Source organism: Dechloromonas sp. ARDL1 (assembly GCF_051122455.1).
In the GTDB taxonomy this organism is placed as follows: domain Bacteria; phylum Pseudomonadota; class Gammaproteobacteria; order Burkholderiales; family Rhodocyclaceae; genus Azonexus.
Genome location: NZ_CP168939.1, coordinates 3,493,701 through 3,509,586 on the forward strand (window position 1 = coordinate 3,493,701; position 15,886 = coordinate 3,509,586).

Consider the following 15,886-nt stretch of genomic DNA (forward strand, 5'->3'; position numbering starts at 1 on the left):
ACCGATTTATTCATAAAAACCGTCAAGGAGAGATCAGCATGAATGACCCGATCGTTATCGTTTCCGCCGCCCGTACCCCGATGGGTACCTTCCAGGGTGCTTTCGCGGGCCTGACCGCACCGCAGCTCGGCGCCGCCGCCATCAAGGCCGCCGTCGAGCGCGCCGGCATCGATGCCGCACTGGTCGAGGAAGTGCTGATGGGCTGCGTGCTGCCGGCCGGTCTCGGCCAGGCGCCGGTCCGCCAGGCTTCCCTGCTCGCCGGCCTGCCGCTGTCTGCCGGTTGCGCCATGGTCAGCAAGGTCTGCGGCTCCGGCATGAAGGCGACCATGGTCGGCCACGACGGCATCCTCGCCGGCTCGTCGGCGATCACCGTCGTCGGCGGCATGGAATCGATGACCAACGCCCCGTACATGCTGCCCAAGGCGCGCGGCGGCTACCGCCTCGGCCACGGCCAGATGCTCGACCACATGTTCTTCGACGGCCTGGAAGATTCGTACAGCAAGGAAACCAAGGGCCGCCTGATGGGCACCTTCGCCGAAGACTGCGCCGGCAGCTACGGTTTCACCCGTGAAGACCAGGATGCCTACGCCATCCGCTCGACGACCCGCGCCATCGAGGCCTCCAACAACGGCGCCTTTGCCTGGGAAATTACCCCGGTCACCGTCGCCGGTCGCAAGGGCGACGTTGTCGTCGACAAGGACGAAGGCCCGTTCGCCGTCAACGTAGACAAGATCCCGACCCTGAAGCCGGCCTTCAAGAAGGACGGCACGGTCACCGCTGCCAACTCGTCGTCGATCTCCGACGGCGCCGCCGCGCTGGTCCTGATGCGCGCCTCCAAGGCCGCCGAACTGGGTCTCAAGCCGATCGCCAAGATCGTCGGCCACACCACCAATGCCAACACCCCGGCCCTGTTCCCGACCGCCCCGGTCGGCGCCATGCAGAAGATGCTGGCCAAGGCTGGCTGGACGGTGAACGATGTCGACCTGTGGGAAATCAACGAAGCCTTCGCCGTCGTGACCATGGCCGGCATCCACGACATGAAGCTTGACCCGGCCAAGGTCAACGTCAATGGCGGCGCCTGTGCGCTGGGCCACCCGATCGGCGCTTCCGGCGCCCGTATCCTGGTCACCCTGCTCGGTGCACTCAAGGCCCGCGGTGGCAAGCGCGGCATCGCCTCGCTGTGCATCGGCGGCGGCGAAGCCACGGCCATGGCGGTCGAGATGCTCTAAGTGCCGCAACAGGCTGTCACCCTGACCTATCTGAAGCTGATCGGTGCCATGTTCATGTGGGGCGGAACCTGGATTGCGGGCCGGATCGTGGCGCAGGAGCTCCCTACGCCGCTGTCCGCCGCGGCCGTGCGGTTCCTGCTCGCCGGACTGGCGCTGGGCGGTGTTGCCCTGCTCACGGAAGGCCGCCTGCCGCGGCCGACGACGAGCCGGGAATGGGGCTCGGTGACCGGCCTGGCCATGACCGGCATTTTCATTTACGCCCTGTGCTTCTTCTACGGACTGAAGCACATTCCGGCCGGGCGCGGCGCGCTGGTGGTGGCCCTGAATCCGGTGGTGGCCGCTCTGGCTGCCTGGTTTCTCGGCCAGGAACGCATGAACGGCATCAAGTGGACCGGCATCGGCCTCGCCCTCGCCGGCTGCCTGACCGTGATCGGCAACGGCGATCCGTTCGCCCTGCTGCACGGTGCAGTGGGCATCGGCGAATGGCTGATTGTCGGCTGCGTCCTGTGCTGGACGGTGTACACCTTCATTGGCCGCCATGCCACGCGCACGCTGAGCCCACTTGCTTCAACGCTGTGGGCCAGCCTGATCGGCGCCGCCCTGCTTGGCCTGACCTCGCTCGTGCAGGGCGCGAGTCATCCGGCCGACTGGTCTGCCGCCGTCTGGGCCAGCGTGGTGTTTCTGGCCATCGGCGGTACCGCCCTCGGCTTCACCTGGTTTGCCGATGGCGTCAAGCAACTGGGGGCCGCCAAAGCGTCGGCCTTCGTCAATCTCGTGCCGGTGTTTGCCGTGCTGCAGGCCGTCGTCCTGCTCGGCGAACACCTGGCCATGCCCGTCCTCGCCGGTGGCCTGCTGGTCATCGTCGGCGTCTGGCTGACTACACATATTTCGGAGAGAACAGCATGATCCTCACACAAGAACAGGAAATGATCCGCGACTCGATGCGCGCTTTCGCGCAGGAGCGCCTCGCCCCCTTCGCCGCCGAATGGGACAAGAACCACACCTTCCCGGCCGAAGCCCTCAAGGAACTGGGCGAACTGGGCGCCATGGGCATGTGCGTCCCCGAGGAATGGGACGGCGCCGGCATGGATTACATGTCGCTGGTGCTGACGCTGGAAGAAATCGCCGCCGGTGACGGCGCCACCTCGACCATCGTCTCGGTGCAGAACTCGCTGGCCTGCGGCATCACGCAGAAGTACGGCACCGATGCGCAGAAGGAAGAATGGCTGAAGCCGCTTGCCCGCGGTGAAAAGCTCGGCTGCTTCTGCCTGACCGAGCCGCACACCGGCTCCGACGCCGCCGCCATCACCACCCGTGCCGACCGCGACGGCGACCATTTCGTGCTGAACGGCGTCAAGCAGTTCATCACCACCGGCAAGCACGCCCACATGGCCATCGTCTTCGCCGTCACCGACAAGGCTGCCGGCAAGAAGGGCATCTCCTGCTTCCTGGTGCCGACCAGCACGCCGGGCTTCATCGTCGGCCGCACCGAAGACAAGATGGGCCAGCACGCTTCCGACACCGTGCAGATCATTTTCGAAAACTGCCGCGTGCCGGCTTCCGCGCTGCTCGGCAAGGAAGGCGAAGGCTACAAGATCGCCCTCTCCAACCTCGAAGCCGGCCGTATCGGCATCGCCGCGCAGAGCATCGGCATGGCCCGCGCCGCCTTCGAGGCTGCCGTCCGTTACGCCAAGGAGCGCGTCACCTTCGGTCAGCCGATCATCGAGCACCAGGCCGTCAATTTCCGCCTGGCCGACATGAACACCCTGCTCGATGCCGCCCGCCTGATGGTCTGGCGTGCCGCGCAGCTGAAGGACGCCGGCAAGCCCTGCCTGAAGGAAGCCTCAATGGCCAAGATGTTCGCCTCGGAAGCCGCCGAGAAGATCGCTTCCGACGCCATCCAGATCCACGGCGGCGTCGGCTACACCAGCGACTTCCCGGTCGAGCGCATCTACCGCGACGTGCGCATCAGCCAGATCTACGAAGGCGCCAACGACATCCAGCGCCTGGTGATCGGGCGCAGCATCGCCGCCGAGTAAGCATTCATTCATGGCACCACCGACGATCCGCCGCGCCGTCGAAGCCGATTTCGGCGACCTCTGGCCAATCTTCCAGGCCGTGGTAGCGACGGGAACGACGTATGTCTTCGCAGCCGACACACCGGAAGCAGACGCCTTTGCCTATTGGTTCGGGCCGGGCGTTCACACCTGGGTGGCGGAGGTCGAAGGGCGGATCGTCGGCATGTACAAAATCGTCGCCAACCAGCGCGACCGCGGAGCGCATGTCGCCAACGCGTCGTTCATGGTCGCCCCCGAGGGGGCCGGCCGGGGTATCGGTCGGGCGATGGGCGAGGACTGCCTGCGCCAGGCGCGGGCCCTTGGCTTTCACGCCATGCAGTTCAACTTCGTCGTCAGCACCAATCGACCGGCGGTAGACCTCTGGCTAAGCCTGGGCTTCCGCATCGTCGGCACGCTGCCCGGCGCTTTCCTGCACGATAGCCAGGGTTACGTCGATGCCTACGTGATGTTCCGCACGCTGAACGATATTCCCGCCACCGAATAAAACCGCATACCGGCTCGAAAACGACAAATCAAGGAGACAAGACATGACCGACAGCGACAAGGCACCGATCGATTTCTGGTTCGATTTTTCCAGCCCCTACGGCTACCTGATGGCGGAGAAAATCGACGCCGTCGCCGCAAAATATGGCCGCAAGGTGCGCTGGCATCCGATCCTGCTCGGCGTCATCTTCCAGGCAACCGGATCGCGTCCGCCGGCCGACGGCGTGTCGAGCAAGGGCACGTACATGATGCACGACTTCCACCGCTCGGCACGCTTCATGGGGATTCCGTACAACCCGCCGAGCCGCTTCCCGCTGCCGACCCAGAACGCCGCCCGCGCCTACTACTGGCTGCACGGGCAGGATTGCGGGCTGGCCCGCCGCTTCGCCCGCGCCGTCTATCGCGCTTTCTTCGTAGACGATCTGGACATCTCCTCGCCCGACACGGTGCTCGATATCGCTGCCGGCCTCGGCGTCGATCGCCAGCAATTGGCCGCGGCGCTGCAAGCCCCCGAGGTCAAGGCTCGCCTCAAGGACGAGGTCGATGCCGCACTGGCCGCCGGCGTCTTCGGCTCGCCGCACGTCATCATCGACGGCGAGGCCTTCTTCGGCGCCGACCGCCTGCCCCAGATCGAACGCTGGCTGGAAACCGGCGGATTCTAAGCGCGCCATGAAACGACTCTGCGTCTTTTGCGGTTCGAATGCCGGCACCAACCCGCTCTATCGGGCCGAGGCCGAGAAGCTCGGCCGCCTGCTCGCCGCACGCGGTGTCGAACTGGTCTACGGCGCCGGCAATATCGGTTTGATGGGCGCCGTCGCCGATGCCTGCCTGGAAGCCGGCGGCACGGTCATCGGCGTTATCCCGGAAGCCTTGATGGGCAAGGAAGTCGCCGGGCGCAACGTCGATCACCGGGCGCTGACGCGGATCGAGGTGGTTGATTCGATGCATACCCGCAAGGCGCGCATGGCCGAGTTGTCCGACGGCTTCGTCGCCCTGCCCGGTGGCTTCGGCACCTTCGAGGAATTCTGCGAAATCCTCACTTGGGGGCAGTTGGGCTTTCACGTCAAACCGATGGGGCTGCTCAATGTGAATGGCTTCTACGACCCGCTGCTGGCCATGTTCGACCGCGCCGTGGACGACGGCTTCCTGCGCCCACAGAACCGCGCGATGGCGCTGGCGGATACGGAAATTGAAAGCCTTCTGGCGCAGATGGACGCCTATCGCGCCGAGCCGGTGAGCAAATGGCTGAAAGAGGAAAAGCAGTTGTAGCACCGCAAAACACAATTCATTCGATTCAGGACACATAAGCGAAAAAAGCGAGGAGACATGACTACCCTGAAAACCCAACTGAATCCGCGTTCGGCCGATTTCCAGGCCAATGCGGCGGCCATGGAAGCGGTTGTTGCCGACCTGCACGAGAAGGTCGACAAGATCGCCCTCGGCGGCCCGGAAGCGGCCCGCCAGAAACACCTGGCGCGCGGCAAGCTGCTCCCCCGCGAGCGCGTCAACGGCCTGCTCGACCCCGGCACGCCCTTCCTTGAAATCGGCCAGTTCGCCGCCTATGGCATGTACGGCGGCGATGTGCCGGCGGCCTCGGTCATTGCCGGCATCGGCCGCGTCGAGGGCGTCGAGTGCATGATCGTCGCCAACGATGCCACCGTGAAGGGTGGCACCTACTACCCGATGACGGTCAAGAAGCACCTGCGCGCCCAGGAAATCGCCCTGGAAAACCGCCTGCCCTGCGTCTATCTGGTCGATTCCGGCGGCGCCTTCCTGCCCATGCAGGACGAGGTCTTCCCGGACAAGGAGCACTTCGGGCGCATCTTCTTCAACCAGGCCAACCTGTCGGCGCAAGGCATCCCGCAGATCGCCGCCGTGCTCGGCTCGTGCACCGCCGGCGGCGCCTACGTCCCGGCCATGTGCGACGAGTCGATCATCGTCAAGAACCAGGGCACCATCTTCCTCGGCGGCCCGCCACTGGTGAAGGCCGCCACCGGTGAAGTGGTGTCGGCCGAAGACCTCGGTGGGGCCGACGTGCATACCCGCATCTCCGGCGTCGTCGACCATCTGGCCGAGAACGATGCCCACGCCCTGGCCATCGCCCGCCGCATCATCAAGGACCTGAACTGGAAGAAGGCGCCGCCGGTCACCCTGACCCCGCCGCTCGAGCCGCGTTATCCGACGCAGGAGCTATACGGGGTCATCCCGACCGACTCGAAGAAGCCCTTCGATGTGCGCGAAATCATCGCCCGCATCGTCGACGACTCCGATTTTGACGAGTTCAAGGCCCGCTACGGCACCACGCTGGTCTGCGGCTTCGCCCGCATCTGGGGCTATCCGGTCGGCATCGTCGCCAACAACGGCATCCTGTTCTCGGAATCCGCGCTGAAGGGCGCCCATTTCATCGAACTGTGTGCCCAGCGCGGCATTCCGCTCGTCTTCCTGCAGAACATCACCGGCTTCATGGTCGGCCGCAAGTACGAAAACGGCGGCATCGCCCGCGACGGCGCCAAGATGGTCACCGCCGTCGCCACCGCCAAGGTGCCGAAATTCACCGTCGTCATCGGCGGCTCGTTCGGCGCCGGCAACTACGGCATGTGCGGCCGCGCCTACTCGCCGCGCTTCCTGTGGATGTGGCCAAATGCCCGCATTTCGGTGATGGGCGGCGAACAAGCGGCTGGCGTGCTGGCCACGGTCAAGCGCGACGGCCTCGAAGCCGCCGGCAAGACCTGGAGCGCCGAGGAAGAAGCCGCCTTCAAGGCGCCGATCCGCGAGCAGTACGAGACGCAGGGCCACCCCTACTACGCCTCGGCCCGCCTGTGGGACGACGGTATCATCGACCCGGCCGATACCCGCCGCGTGCTGGGCCTCGGGCTATCGGCGTCGATGAACGCGCCGGCCGAAGACACCAAGTTCGGCATCTTCCGGATGTAAGGCCATGTACCTGCCCAAACACTTTGCCGAGGATGACGTTGCCGAGATGCATGCGCTGATGCGGGCCAACCCGCTCGCCACGCTGATCAGCCACGGCCCGGACGGCCTGAACGCCAATCACATCCCCTTGCTGCTGAGCGATGCGGAACCCTGCGGCAAGTTGCAGGGCCACGTCGCCCGCGCCAACCCGTTGTGGAAGCCGGGCCAGGTGGCAGGGGAAGTGCTGGTGGTCTTCCAGGGCGAGGAGAGCTATATCAGCCCGTCCGGCTACGCCACCAAGGCCGAGCACGGCAAGGTAGTGCCAACCTGGAACTACACGGCCGTCCACGCCTATGGCCAACTGACCGTGATCGACGACCCGGCCTGGGTGCTCAAGCAGGTTTCCGCGCTGACCGCCGTCCATGAAGCCGACTTCCCGCAGCCGTGGGCGGTCAGCGATGCCCCCGCCGACTACATCGAGAAGATGCTCGGCGCCATTGTCGGCATCGAAATCACCCTCACCCGCCTGGTCGGCAAGTGGAAGGTCAGCCAGAACCAGCCGGCGGACAACCGGGCCAGCCTGATCGCGGCGCTGGAGAAAGCCGGCAACCCGGCAATGGCCGGATTGATCCGCGCCCGACAACAATAATTGGAGCGAGACATGTTTACCACGCTGGAAATTGAACTGAAGGGGCCGGTGGCCACGGTCTGGATGAACCGTCCCGACCTGCACAACGCCTTTGACGAAACCCTGATCACCGAACTGACCGCAGCCTTCATGGCGCTCGACGACGACGCCGATATCCGCGCCGTCGTGCTCGCCGGCCGCGGCAAGAGCTTCTCGGCCGGGGCCGACCTCAACTGGATGCGCCGCGCCGCCAACAACGGCATCGACGAGAACCTCAACGATGCACGGGCACTGGCCCACATGCTGCGCACCATTGCCGAGATGAAGAAACCGACCATCGCCCGCGTCCAGGGCGCCGCGCTGGGCGGCGGCATGGGCCTGGCCTCGGCCTGCGACATCGCCGTGGCCTCGACCAAGGCGGTTTTCGCCACCTCCGAGGTCAAGTTCGGCATCATCCCGTCGGCCATTTCCCCCTATGTGCTGCGCGCCATCGGCGCCCGCCAAGCCTACCGCTACTTCCAGTCGGCCGAACGCATCGATGCCGCCCGTGCCCGCGAGATCGGCCTCGTCCATGAAGCCGTCGAACCGGAACAGCTCGACGCCAAGGTGCAGGAAATCGTCGACGCCCTCCAGATCGGCGGGCCCGCTGCCCAAGCAGCGGCCAAGGCGTTGATCCGGGCGGTCAATAACCAGCCGATCAACGACCACGTCGTCGAAGACACCGCGCACCGCATCGCGCATCTGCGCGCCACGCCGGAAGCGCGCGAAGGCATTTCCGCCTTCCTCGACAAACGCCAGCCCAACTGGATGGGGGAGTAATCGCCATGTTTACCAAGATTCTGATTGCCAACCGCGGAGAAATAGCCTGCCGCGTCATCAAGACCGCCCGCCGCATGGGCATCCGCACCGTCGCCGTCTATTCCGAGGCCGACGCCAACGCTCGCCATGTCCGCCTCGCCGACGAGGCCGTGCTGCTCGGCCCGGCCGCCGCCCGTGAGTCCTACCTCGTCGCCGACAAGATCATCGATGCCTGCAAGCGCACCGGCGCCCAGGCCGTGCATCCGGGCTACGGTTTCCTGTCCGAGAACGAGGACTTCGCCGAGGCGCTGGCCGCCAACGGCATCACCTTCATCGGCCCGCCGGCTTCCGCGATCCGCGCCATGGGCTCCAAGTCGGAAGCCAAGAAGCTGATGGGCGCCGCCGCCGTGCCGCTGACCCCGGGCTACCACGGCGACGACCAGACGCCGGAACTGCTGCACAAGGAAGCCGACGGCATCGGCTACCCGGTGCTGATCAAGGCCGCCGCCGGCGGTGGCGGCAAGGGCATGCGCCTGGTCGAGCAATCGGCCGACTTCCCGGATGCGCTGGCTTCCTGCAAGCGTGAAGCCATCTCCAGCTTCGGCGACGACCATGTGCTGATCGAGAAGTACATCACCAAGCCGCGCCACATCGAAATCCAGGTCTTCGCCGACATGCTCGGCAATTGCGTCTACCTGTTCGAGCGCGACTGTTCGGTGCAGCGCCGTCACCAGAAGGTGCTGGAAGAGGCGCCCGCCCCCGGCATGCCGGAAGAACGCCGCCGCCAGATGGGCGAAGCCGCCGTCGCCGCCGCCAAGGCGGTCGGTTATGTCGGCGCCGGCACGGTCGAGTTCATCGCCATGCAGGACGGGACTTTCTACTTCATGGAGATGAACACCCGCCTGCAGGTCGAGCACCCGGTCACCGAAATGATCACCGGGCAGGATCTGGTCGAATGGCAACTGCGCGTCGCCGCCGGCCAGCCGCTGCCGCTCAGGCAGGAACAACTGGCCATCCGCGGCCATGCCCTAGAAGCCCGCATCTATGCCGAGGACGCCAACAAGGGCTTCCTGCCGGCCACCGGCAAGCTGATCCGCCTCGCCCCGCCGGCCGAGTCGATCAACGTGCGCGTCGACACCGGCGTCGAGGAGGGCGACGAGATCACCCCCTTCTACGACCCGATGATCGCCAAGCTGATCGTCTGGGACGAGACGCGCGACGGCGCCCTGGCCCGCATGCGCAAGGCGCTGGCCGACTATCAGGTGGCCGGCCTGACCACCAACATCGATTTCCTGTCGCGCCTCGTCGCCTGCCCGGCCTTCGCCGGCGCCGACCTCGACACCGGCCTGATCGAACGCCAGAAGGAATTCCTCTTCCCCGAAGCTCAGGCCATGCCGCGCGATGCGCTGCTCGTTGCCACCGTCGGCGAACTGCTCTGGGAACAGCATGAAGCCAAGCTGGCCGCCAAAAACAGCGGCGATCCCTGGTCGCCGTGGCACGCCCGCGATGGCTGGCGGATGAACCTGTCGTCGGCACGCACCATCAGCTTCCGTGATGGCGAGGCACTGGTCGACGCCCATGTCCGCTACCAGGGCGACCAGTGGCAGATCACGCTGGCCGGCCAGAGCACCCTGGCGCGCGGCAAGAAACTGGAAGGCGACCGTTTCGCCGTCGAGCTCGACGACCGCCGGCTGATCGCTTCCGTGGTGGCTGTAGACGACAAGCGCAGCATCTTCCTGCAGGGCAGCACCTACACCCTGCTACGCGACGATCCGCTGCACCGCGTCGATGCCGGCGACAGCCACGGCGGTGGCCTGACCGCGCCGATGCCCGGCAAGGTCGTCGCGCTGCTCGCCCAGCCCGGACAGGCCGTCGAGAAAGGCACGCCACTGCTCATCCTCGAAGCGATGAAGATGGAACATACCATCACCGCGCCGGCCGCCGGCATCGTCAAGGCCTTCTGCTACGCCGCCGGCGAGCAGGTCAGCGACGGTGCGCCGCTGGTCGAATTCGAAACGGCGAACTGATCCCCGCCCCCGGCAGGCGCCGGGGGTTTTCATTGCTGCAACCACACGACTCCGGAAGAGAGTTGGAGGAGACATCCATGCAAGAACAGACCAGCTACGTCCACGGGGCGAGCGAAAAACCGTTGATCGGCGAAACCATCGGCGATCATTTCGATGCCATCTGCCGGCGTTTCAGCGAGCGAACAGCGCTCGTCGTCCGCCACCAGAACCAGCGCCTGACCTACGGCCAGTTGCAGGAAGCCGTCGACAACCTGGCCTGCGGTCTGCGCCGGCTCGGGCTGCACCCCGGTGACCGCATCGGCATCTGGTCGCAGAACAACGTCGAGTGGGTACTCACCCAGTTCGCCACAGCCAAGGCAGGGCTGATCCAGGTGAATATCAATCCGGCCTACCGGCGCTCCGAACTGGAATACGCGCTGAACAAGGTCGGCTGCAAGGCACTGATCCTGGCGTCCAGCTTCAAGAGCAGCGACTACCTTGCCATGGTGCAGGATCTGGCGCCGGAATTGGCGGGCAGCCAGCCGGGACAATTAAAGAGCCAGCGCCTGCCGGAACTGCAATGGGTCATCCGCCTGGGCGACGAAAAAACCCCAGGCATGCTCAATTTCGGCGAACTGACCCACCCGGCCAGCCGTGCCGAACTCAATGAACTGGCCGATATCGGCCTGCAGCTGCAGTTCGACGACGCCATCAATATCCAGTTCACCTCGGGCACGACCGGCGCGCCGAAAGGGGCGACGCTGACCCACCACAACGTGCTCAACAACGGTTTCTTCGTCGGCGAGGCCATGCGCCTGACGCCGGACGACCGCCTGTGCATCCCGGTCCCCTTCTACCATTGCTTCGGTATGGTGCTCGGCAACCTGGCTGCCGTGACCCACGGCGCGACGATGGTCATCCCGGCCGAAGGCTTCGACCCGCTGAGTACCTTGCAGGCGGTCTCCGAGGAAAAATGCACGGCGCTGCATGGCGTACCGACCATGTTCATCGCCGCGCTCGACCATCCCGACTTCAAGTCCTTCGACCTATCCGCGCTGCGCACCGGCATCATGGCCGGCAGTCCGTGCCCGATCGAGGTGATGAAGCGGGTGATCAGCGAAATGCACATGGAACAGGTGACCATCGCCTACGGCATGACCGAGACCTCGCCGGTGTCCTTCCAGAGTTCCACCGATGACCCGCTCGACCGTCGCGTCTCCACCGTCGGCCGCGTCCAGCCGCACGTCGAGGTCAAGATCGTCGATACCGACGGCCGCATCGTGCCGCGCGGCCAGCCCGGCGAACTGCTGACCCGGGGCTATTCGGTGATGCTCGGCTACTGGGGCGATGAAGCGAAGACCGCCGAAGCCATCGACCGCGCCGGCTGGATGCACACCGGCGACCTGGCCGTGATCGACGACGCGGGCTACTGCAACATCGTCGGCCGCCTCAAGGACATGGTGATCCGTGGCGGCGAGAACATCTACCCGCGCGAAATCGAGGAATTCCTCTACCGCCACCCGAAAATCCAGGACGTGCAGGTCGTTGGCGTGCCCGACCCCAAGTACGGCGAAGAGCTCTGCGCCTGGATCATCCTCAAGGCAGGACAGAGCTGCAGCGAACAGGAAATCCGCGACTTCTGCCAGGGCCAGATCGCCCACTACAAGGTGCCGCGCTACCTGCGCTTCGTTGAAAGCTTCCCGATGACCATCACCGGCAAGATCCAGAAGTTCATGATCCGCCAGGCCATGAAGGACGAACTCAAGCTCGAGGAAGCCCGGCATGCCTGAGGTCAACTCACCCGCAGTCATGGCCGAGGCATAGAATGACGTCCATCTATTACGGATTGTTCACGCGACCATGAATACCACACGCAGGGCCCTGATCCTCCTCGGCGGCGCGGCCGCCATCCCGATGTCCTTGGGTTGTGTCACCGCGGCCGTGATGTCGGGGGGCGACCGCGAGACCTACAGCGAAACGGTCGATTCGGTACTCGTTTCCGCCGACGGCAAAACGCTGGCCGTGATTGGCAAGGACTTCCATTATCTTTTCGAGGCACCGGAAGCCATCAAGGCCATTCTGCTCTCGGAACTGCGCGACATCGTCGATGTCAGCTTCCATACCTTCGTGGTCGATGCCGAACAGCGTATTTCCGGCAGCTATTTCCTGCGTATCGGCAAATCGGCCACGGCCGAGCAAAAGGAAAAGGCGCTGGCCGCCGGTTTCAGGGCTTTGCCATCGGGCGATCTCAATGCCAATGGCACCCTCACGGGCACCCGTTACGCAGCCAACGGCGTGCAGGCGACCAGCCCGACGCAAAAGCTGCGCAAGCCCTATACCGTGAATGTCTCCGCCGAAAAATCGGCCGGCTCCAAGGCTGCGTCGACGGCCGGCAAGCTGCTGCTCACCCCCATCACCCTGGCGGCGGATGGCGTTCTCATCCTCGTCGCCGTTCCCCTGCTGCTGATTGTCGCAATCGGCGCATCCGCCTCCCGCTGAACCGGACTGTCCACACCATGACCCTACCCTCCCGCGTCAAAATCGTCGAAGTCGGCCCGCGCGACGGGCTGCAGAATGAAAAGCAGGTCGTTCCGACCGAGATCAAGATCGAGCTGATCGAACGCCTGGCCTATGCCGGCGTGCGTGTCATCGAAGCCACCTCCTTCGTGTCGCCCAAGTGGGTGCCGCAAATGGGCGACAACACGGCCGTACTGCAAGGCATCAAGCGCCATCCGCAAACGATTTACACGGCCCTGACCCCCAATTTGCAGGGATTTGACGGCGCGGTACAGGCTGGCGCCAACGAAGTCGCCATTTTTGGCGCTGCATCGGAGAGTTTTTCGCGTAAAAACATCAATTGCAGCATCGCCGAGAGCCTGAAGCGCTTCGAACCGGTCGTTTCCGCCGCCTCGGCGCTGGAAATCCCGGTCCGCGGCTATGTTTCCTGCGTCGTCGGCTGCCCCTACGAGGGCGCCATCGCTCCGGAACAGGTGGCCAGCGTGGCGAAAACACTGTTCGACATGGGCTGCTACGAGGTGTCGCTCGGCGACACCACAGGCGTCGGCAACCCGGCCTCGGTGCACCGCATGATCGAAGCCTGCGCCAAGCTCGTGCCAATCGACCGGCTGGCCGGCCACTACCACGACACCTACGGCATGGCCATCGCCAACATCCACGCCTCGCTGCAGGCTGGCATGGCGGTCTTCGACGCCTCGGTCGCCGGCCTCGGAGGCTGCCCCTACGCCAAGGGCGCCTCCGGCAACGTGGCAACCGAGGACGTGGTCTACCTGCTCGACGGCCTGGGCATTGAAACCGGCATCGATCTGGCTAAACTGGCACGTATCGGCGACTGGATTTCCACCGCCATCAACCGCCCGAACGGCGCCAAGGCCGGCCGGGCCATTTGCGCCAGCACACCTGAGTGAGCCTTCTTTCCGCCATCGCCGATTTTCTCAAGCCTGCACCGCCGCTGGACAAGAGCGTCGAGCAGGCGCTGACGCGGATCACCGACACGGTCGATCCGCTGCTTTGCCATGCCCCTGGTTTCGAGAGGCGCTTGAGCGGCCCGGTTGGACACGCCCTCGGTTACTGTGACAGATTGGTCGCCGCCCTGCCGGGGCCGCTGGACATCAACCGCCACGCCTTCGCCAACGATCCGCTGGTTCATTCGCTGTTCGCCACGGCCGACGACATCGACCAAATGCTCGGCCGCAGCCAGGCAGTGCGCGACTTCCTGGCCGAACCGTGCAGTTGGGAAAGCGACCACTTCTACGCCATGTTCGCGGCGCGCCGCCAGCAGAAGAAGCAACTGGGGATGGAGCAGCAGGGGGACGTCATCCGCAACGACGTGCCGCAACTGGTCCTCTATTTTTCCGGCCAGACGCTGATCGAACCGAGCTGCCAGCTCGAAACCACCCTGCACGGCCTGCGCTGCAAGGCCTTCGAAAGCCTGTTGCACACCTTTCATTCGCATCTCGAAGCCTTGCGCCAAGAGCGGGAAGGTCTACGCACCGACGCCTCGGTCGAACGCGCCCACCTGACGGTGCTGCGCGGCAGCAGCGGCGGCCGCGAATACCAGGTGCACACGCGCCACCTGGCAGAACTCGATGCCCGGCTGCGCGAGAACAACGAGGCCCTGATGCCGGACCACCTGATTGCCGCCCTGGCCGATTACCTGCAGGCGCCCGAGCCGGCCCTGCACCTGACGCCGGTGACGATCACCGTCGACCGCCTGGGCATCGTCCGCGATGCGGCGACCGACGACATCAGCGTCCACACCTTGAACTTCCCGGAACTGACCGCCCGCGACCGTCGTCTACATCTCGCCATGCTGGCCCGGATCAGTCGCGACGAGGCGCTCGAAGCCGTCGAGATGGTCCGCGACCAGGAACACCGCTTCATGCTCATCTGAGTGCGGAAGCCCCCATCGACTGCCGCCATGAGTGCCATGCTCCAATCCCCCTGTATCAATATCTGCAAGATGGATGCCGCCAGCGGCCTGTGTATCGGCTGCTGGCGCACCATCGACGAAATCACCGTCTGGTCGCGCAGCGACGACGCGGCGCGGAGCCACATCCTCGCCGCCGTCGCCCGCCGCCGCATGGAAAACGAGCCGGAAACCGGCCACCCGACCAAGAACAGCACCGATCATGACTGACCAATACGAAGACCTCTACCAATGCGTCGGCGTCTGCATGTCCGACCCCGACTCCGGCGTCTGCATGGGCTGCGGCCGTCCCCCGCTGGGCGGCCCCGACGTTGCCATCGAAATCGTTCCCGCATCGCGGGAAGTGCAGAAGCCTGCCGGCGACCCGGACACGCCGGAATGACCCCCATCCTCCCCGACAGCCTGCTCGTTCTCGAACGCGGCTGGCTGTCGGCCAACAACATACTGTTCTTCGAAGGCGAGCAGGCAACGCTGGTCGACAGCGGCTACGTCACCCACGCCGGGCAGACGGTCGCCCTGGTGGGCAACGCCCTGGCCGGTCGGCAGCTGACGCGCCTGGTCAACACGCATTCCCACTCCGACCACATCGGCGGCAATGCCGCGCTGAAAGCGGCCTACGATTGCGAGATCATCGTCCCCGCCGGCCTGCACGCCGCCATCGCCGACTGGGACGAAGACGCCCTGCTGCTCTCGCCGCTCGGCCAGCAGAGCGCCCGCTTCCAGCATGACAGCCTGATCAGCGCCGGTGCCGAGATCGCGATGGGCGGACTGAACTGGCAGGCGCTCGCCGTGCCCGGCCACGACATGGAAGCACTGGCTTATTACTGCCCGGAAAAGCGCATCCTGATCTCCGGCGACGCGCTGTGGGAAAACGGCTTCGGCGTGATTTTCCCCGAACTGTTCGGCGAGGCCGACGGCCTGCTCCACACCCGGCAGACGCTGGAAATGCTCTCCCGCCTGCCCATCGACGCGATCATTCCCGGCCACGGACGCCCCTTCGCCAGCATCGACGAAGCCTTCGAGCGCGCTTTCCGGCGCATCGCCCAGTTCGAGAACAATATCGAGCAGCTGGCCTGGCACGCCATCAAGGTCGGTGTTTCCTTCGCCATGCTGGAAAGACGCAGCATTCCGCGCGAGCGATTCACCGACTTCGTTTTCAGCCTGCCCTTCGCTGTCGATGTCAACGCCCGCTTTCTGGGCATGGCGCCCGACGCCCTGGTCGCCAAGGTCGAGCGCGAACTGCTGCTGGTCAACGCCCTGCAGCTGGAAGACGGGATGTTCGTCGCCGGCTAGCGCCGCTTACG

Annotated in this window: 17 protein-coding genes; all 17 read left to right on the forward strand. The window is 65.3% G+C overall.

The features are described 5' to 3' along the window. The first annotated feature begins 38 nt into the window (after positions 1 to 38). Entirely contained in the window at positions 39 to 1,229 is a 1,191-nt protein-coding gene (locus tag AB6Q56_RS17355) for an acetyl-CoA C-acyltransferase (protein ID WP_434514301.1), read from the forward strand. After that, positions 1,230 to 2,135 carry a DMT family transporter gene (locus tag AB6Q56_RS17360; RefSeq protein ID WP_434514302.1) on the forward strand — a complete coding sequence of 302 codons (906 nt, stop codon included), beginning with the start codon at positions 1,230 to 1,232 and terminating at the stop codon, positions 2,133 to 2,135. After that, complete coding sequence (locus AB6Q56_RS17365) at positions 2,132 to 3,268, forward strand: acyl-CoA dehydrogenase (RefSeq protein ID WP_434514303.1); 1,137 nt, start codon at positions 2,132 to 2,134, stop codon at positions 3,266 to 3,268. Before AB6Q56_RS17360 ends, AB6Q56_RS17365 begins: the two co-directional genes overlap by 4 nt. A 10-nt stretch (positions 3,269 to 3,278) precedes the next feature. After that, positions 3,279 to 3,791: a GNAT family N-acetyltransferase gene (locus AB6Q56_RS17370; protein WP_434514304.1), complete on the forward strand. Its 513-nt coding sequence runs from the start codon at positions 3,279 to 3,281 to the stop codon at positions 3,789 to 3,791. Positions 3,792 to 3,834: 43 nt separating this feature from the next. After that, positions 3,835 to 4,452: a 2-hydroxychromene-2-carboxylate isomerase gene (locus tag AB6Q56_RS17375; protein ID WP_434514305.1), complete on the forward strand. Its 618-nt coding sequence runs from the start codon at positions 3,835 to 3,837 to the stop codon at positions 4,450 to 4,452. A gap of 7 nt (positions 4,453 to 4,459) precedes the next feature. Continuing rightward, positions 4,460 to 5,059, forward strand: a complete 600-nt coding sequence (locus tag AB6Q56_RS17380; RefSeq protein WP_434514306.1) for a TIGR00730 family Rossman fold protein — start codon at positions 4,460 to 4,462, stop codon at positions 5,057 to 5,059. A 57-nt stretch (positions 5,060 to 5,116) separates the two neighbouring features. Further along, positions 5,117 to 6,724: a carboxyl transferase domain-containing protein gene (locus AB6Q56_RS17385; RefSeq protein WP_434514307.1), complete on the forward strand. Its 1,608-nt coding sequence runs from the start codon at positions 5,117 to 5,119 to the stop codon at positions 6,722 to 6,724. A 4-nt stretch (positions 6,725 to 6,728) separates the two neighbouring features. Continuing rightward, positions 6,729 to 7,352, forward strand: coding sequence for an FMN-binding negative transcriptional regulator (locus AB6Q56_RS17390; protein WP_434514308.1), 624 nt, complete (start codon positions 6,729 to 6,731; stop codon positions 7,350 to 7,352). 12 nt (positions 7,353 to 7,364) lie between these two features. Further along, positions 7,365 to 8,150: an enoyl-CoA hydratase/isomerase family protein gene (locus tag AB6Q56_RS17395; protein WP_434514309.1), complete on the forward strand. Its 786-nt coding sequence runs from the start codon at positions 7,365 to 7,367 to the stop codon at positions 8,148 to 8,150. Between the two features lie 5 nt (positions 8,151 to 8,155). Further along, positions 8,156 to 10,156, forward strand: a complete 2,001-nt coding sequence (locus AB6Q56_RS17400) for an acetyl/propionyl/methylcrotonyl-CoA carboxylase subunit alpha (RefSeq protein WP_434514310.1) — start codon at positions 8,156 to 8,158, stop codon at positions 10,154 to 10,156. A gap of 77 nt (positions 10,157 to 10,233) precedes the next feature. Continuing rightward, positions 10,234 to 11,925, forward strand: coding sequence for an AMP-binding protein (locus AB6Q56_RS17405; protein ID WP_434514311.1), 1,692 nt, complete (start codon positions 10,234 to 10,236; stop codon positions 11,923 to 11,925). A 70-nt stretch (positions 11,926 to 11,995) separates the two neighbouring features. Next, complete coding sequence (locus AB6Q56_RS17410; protein ID WP_434514312.1) at positions 11,996 to 12,634, forward strand: hypothetical protein; 639 nt, start codon at positions 11,996 to 11,998, stop codon at positions 12,632 to 12,634. Positions 12,635 to 12,651: 17 nt separating this feature from the next. After that, on the forward strand, positions 12,652 to 13,560 hold the full coding sequence (locus AB6Q56_RS17415) for a hydroxymethylglutaryl-CoA lyase (RefSeq protein WP_434514313.1): 909 nt from the start codon (positions 12,652 to 12,654) through the stop codon (positions 13,558 to 13,560). After that, a complete protein-coding gene (locus AB6Q56_RS17420) occupies positions 13,557 to 14,546 on the forward strand; it encodes a hypothetical protein (RefSeq protein WP_434514314.1) in 990 nt (329 codons plus the stop codon). The genes AB6Q56_RS17415 and AB6Q56_RS17420 overlap by 4 nt, the downstream gene beginning before the upstream one ends. A 36-nt stretch (positions 14,547 to 14,582) precedes the next feature. Then, the gene (locus AB6Q56_RS17425; RefSeq protein WP_434517173.1) at positions 14,583 to 14,792 is read left to right on the forward strand and encodes a DUF1289 domain-containing protein; all 210 of its coding nucleotides are present in this window, start codon (positions 14,583 to 14,585) and stop codon (positions 14,790 to 14,792) included. After that, complete coding sequence (locus tag AB6Q56_RS17430; protein ID WP_434514315.1) at positions 14,785 to 14,964, forward strand: hypothetical protein; 180 nt, start codon at positions 14,785 to 14,787, stop codon at positions 14,962 to 14,964. Before AB6Q56_RS17425 ends, AB6Q56_RS17430 begins: the two co-directional genes overlap by 8 nt. Beyond that, positions 14,961 to 15,875, forward strand: coding sequence for an MBL fold metallo-hydrolase (locus AB6Q56_RS17435; RefSeq protein ID WP_434514316.1), 915 nt, complete (start codon positions 14,961 to 14,963; stop codon positions 15,873 to 15,875). Before AB6Q56_RS17430 ends, AB6Q56_RS17435 begins: the two co-directional genes overlap by 4 nt. Positions 15,876 to 15,886 lie beyond the last annotated feature (11 nt).

Coding starts and splice junctions, on each gene's coding strand:
- AB6Q56_RS17355 (WP_434514301.1), top strand. CDS start 39: ATGAATGACCCGATCGTTATCGTTTCCGCCGCCCGTACCCCGATGGGT.
- AB6Q56_RS17365 (WP_434514303.1), top strand. CDS start 2,132: ATGATCCTCACACAAGAACAGGAAATGATCCGCGACTCGATGCGCGCT.
- AB6Q56_RS17370 (WP_434514304.1), top strand. CDS start 3,279: ATGGCACCACCGACGATCCGCCGCGCCGTCGAAGCCGATTTCGGCGAC.
- AB6Q56_RS17375 (WP_434514305.1), top strand. CDS start 3,835: ATGACCGACAGCGACAAGGCACCGATCGATTTCTGGTTCGATTTTTCC.
- AB6Q56_RS17380 (WP_434514306.1), top strand. CDS start 4,460: ATGAAACGACTCTGCGTCTTTTGCGGTTCGAATGCCGGCACCAACCCG.
- AB6Q56_RS17385 (WP_434514307.1), top strand. CDS start 5,117: ATGACTACCCTGAAAACCCAACTGAATCCGCGTTCGGCCGATTTCCAG.
- AB6Q56_RS17390 (WP_434514308.1), top strand. CDS start 6,729: ATGTACCTGCCCAAACACTTTGCCGAGGATGACGTTGCCGAGATGCAT.
- AB6Q56_RS17395 (WP_434514309.1), top strand. CDS start 7,365: ATGTTTACCACGCTGGAAATTGAACTGAAGGGGCCGGTGGCCACGGTC.
- AB6Q56_RS17400 (WP_434514310.1), top strand. CDS start 8,156: ATGTTTACCAAGATTCTGATTGCCAACCGCGGAGAAATAGCCTGCCGC.
- AB6Q56_RS17405 (WP_434514311.1), top strand. CDS start 10,234: ATGCAAGAACAGACCAGCTACGTCCACGGGGCGAGCGAAAAACCGTTG.
- AB6Q56_RS17410 (WP_434514312.1), top strand. CDS start 11,996: ATGAATACCACACGCAGGGCCCTGATCCTCCTCGGCGGCGCGGCCGCC.
- AB6Q56_RS17415 (WP_434514313.1), top strand. CDS start 12,652: ATGACCCTACCCTCCCGCGTCAAAATCGTCGAAGTCGGCCCGCGCGAC.
- AB6Q56_RS17425 (WP_434517173.1), top strand. CDS start 14,583: ATGCTCCAATCCCCCTGTATCAATATCTGCAAGATGGATGCCGCCAGC.
- AB6Q56_RS17430 (WP_434514315.1), top strand. CDS start 14,785: ATGACTGACCAATACGAAGACCTCTACCAATGCGTCGGCGTCTGCATG.
- AB6Q56_RS17435 (WP_434514316.1), top strand. CDS start 14,961: ATGACCCCCATCCTCCCCGACAGCCTGCTCGTTCTCGAACGCGGCTGG.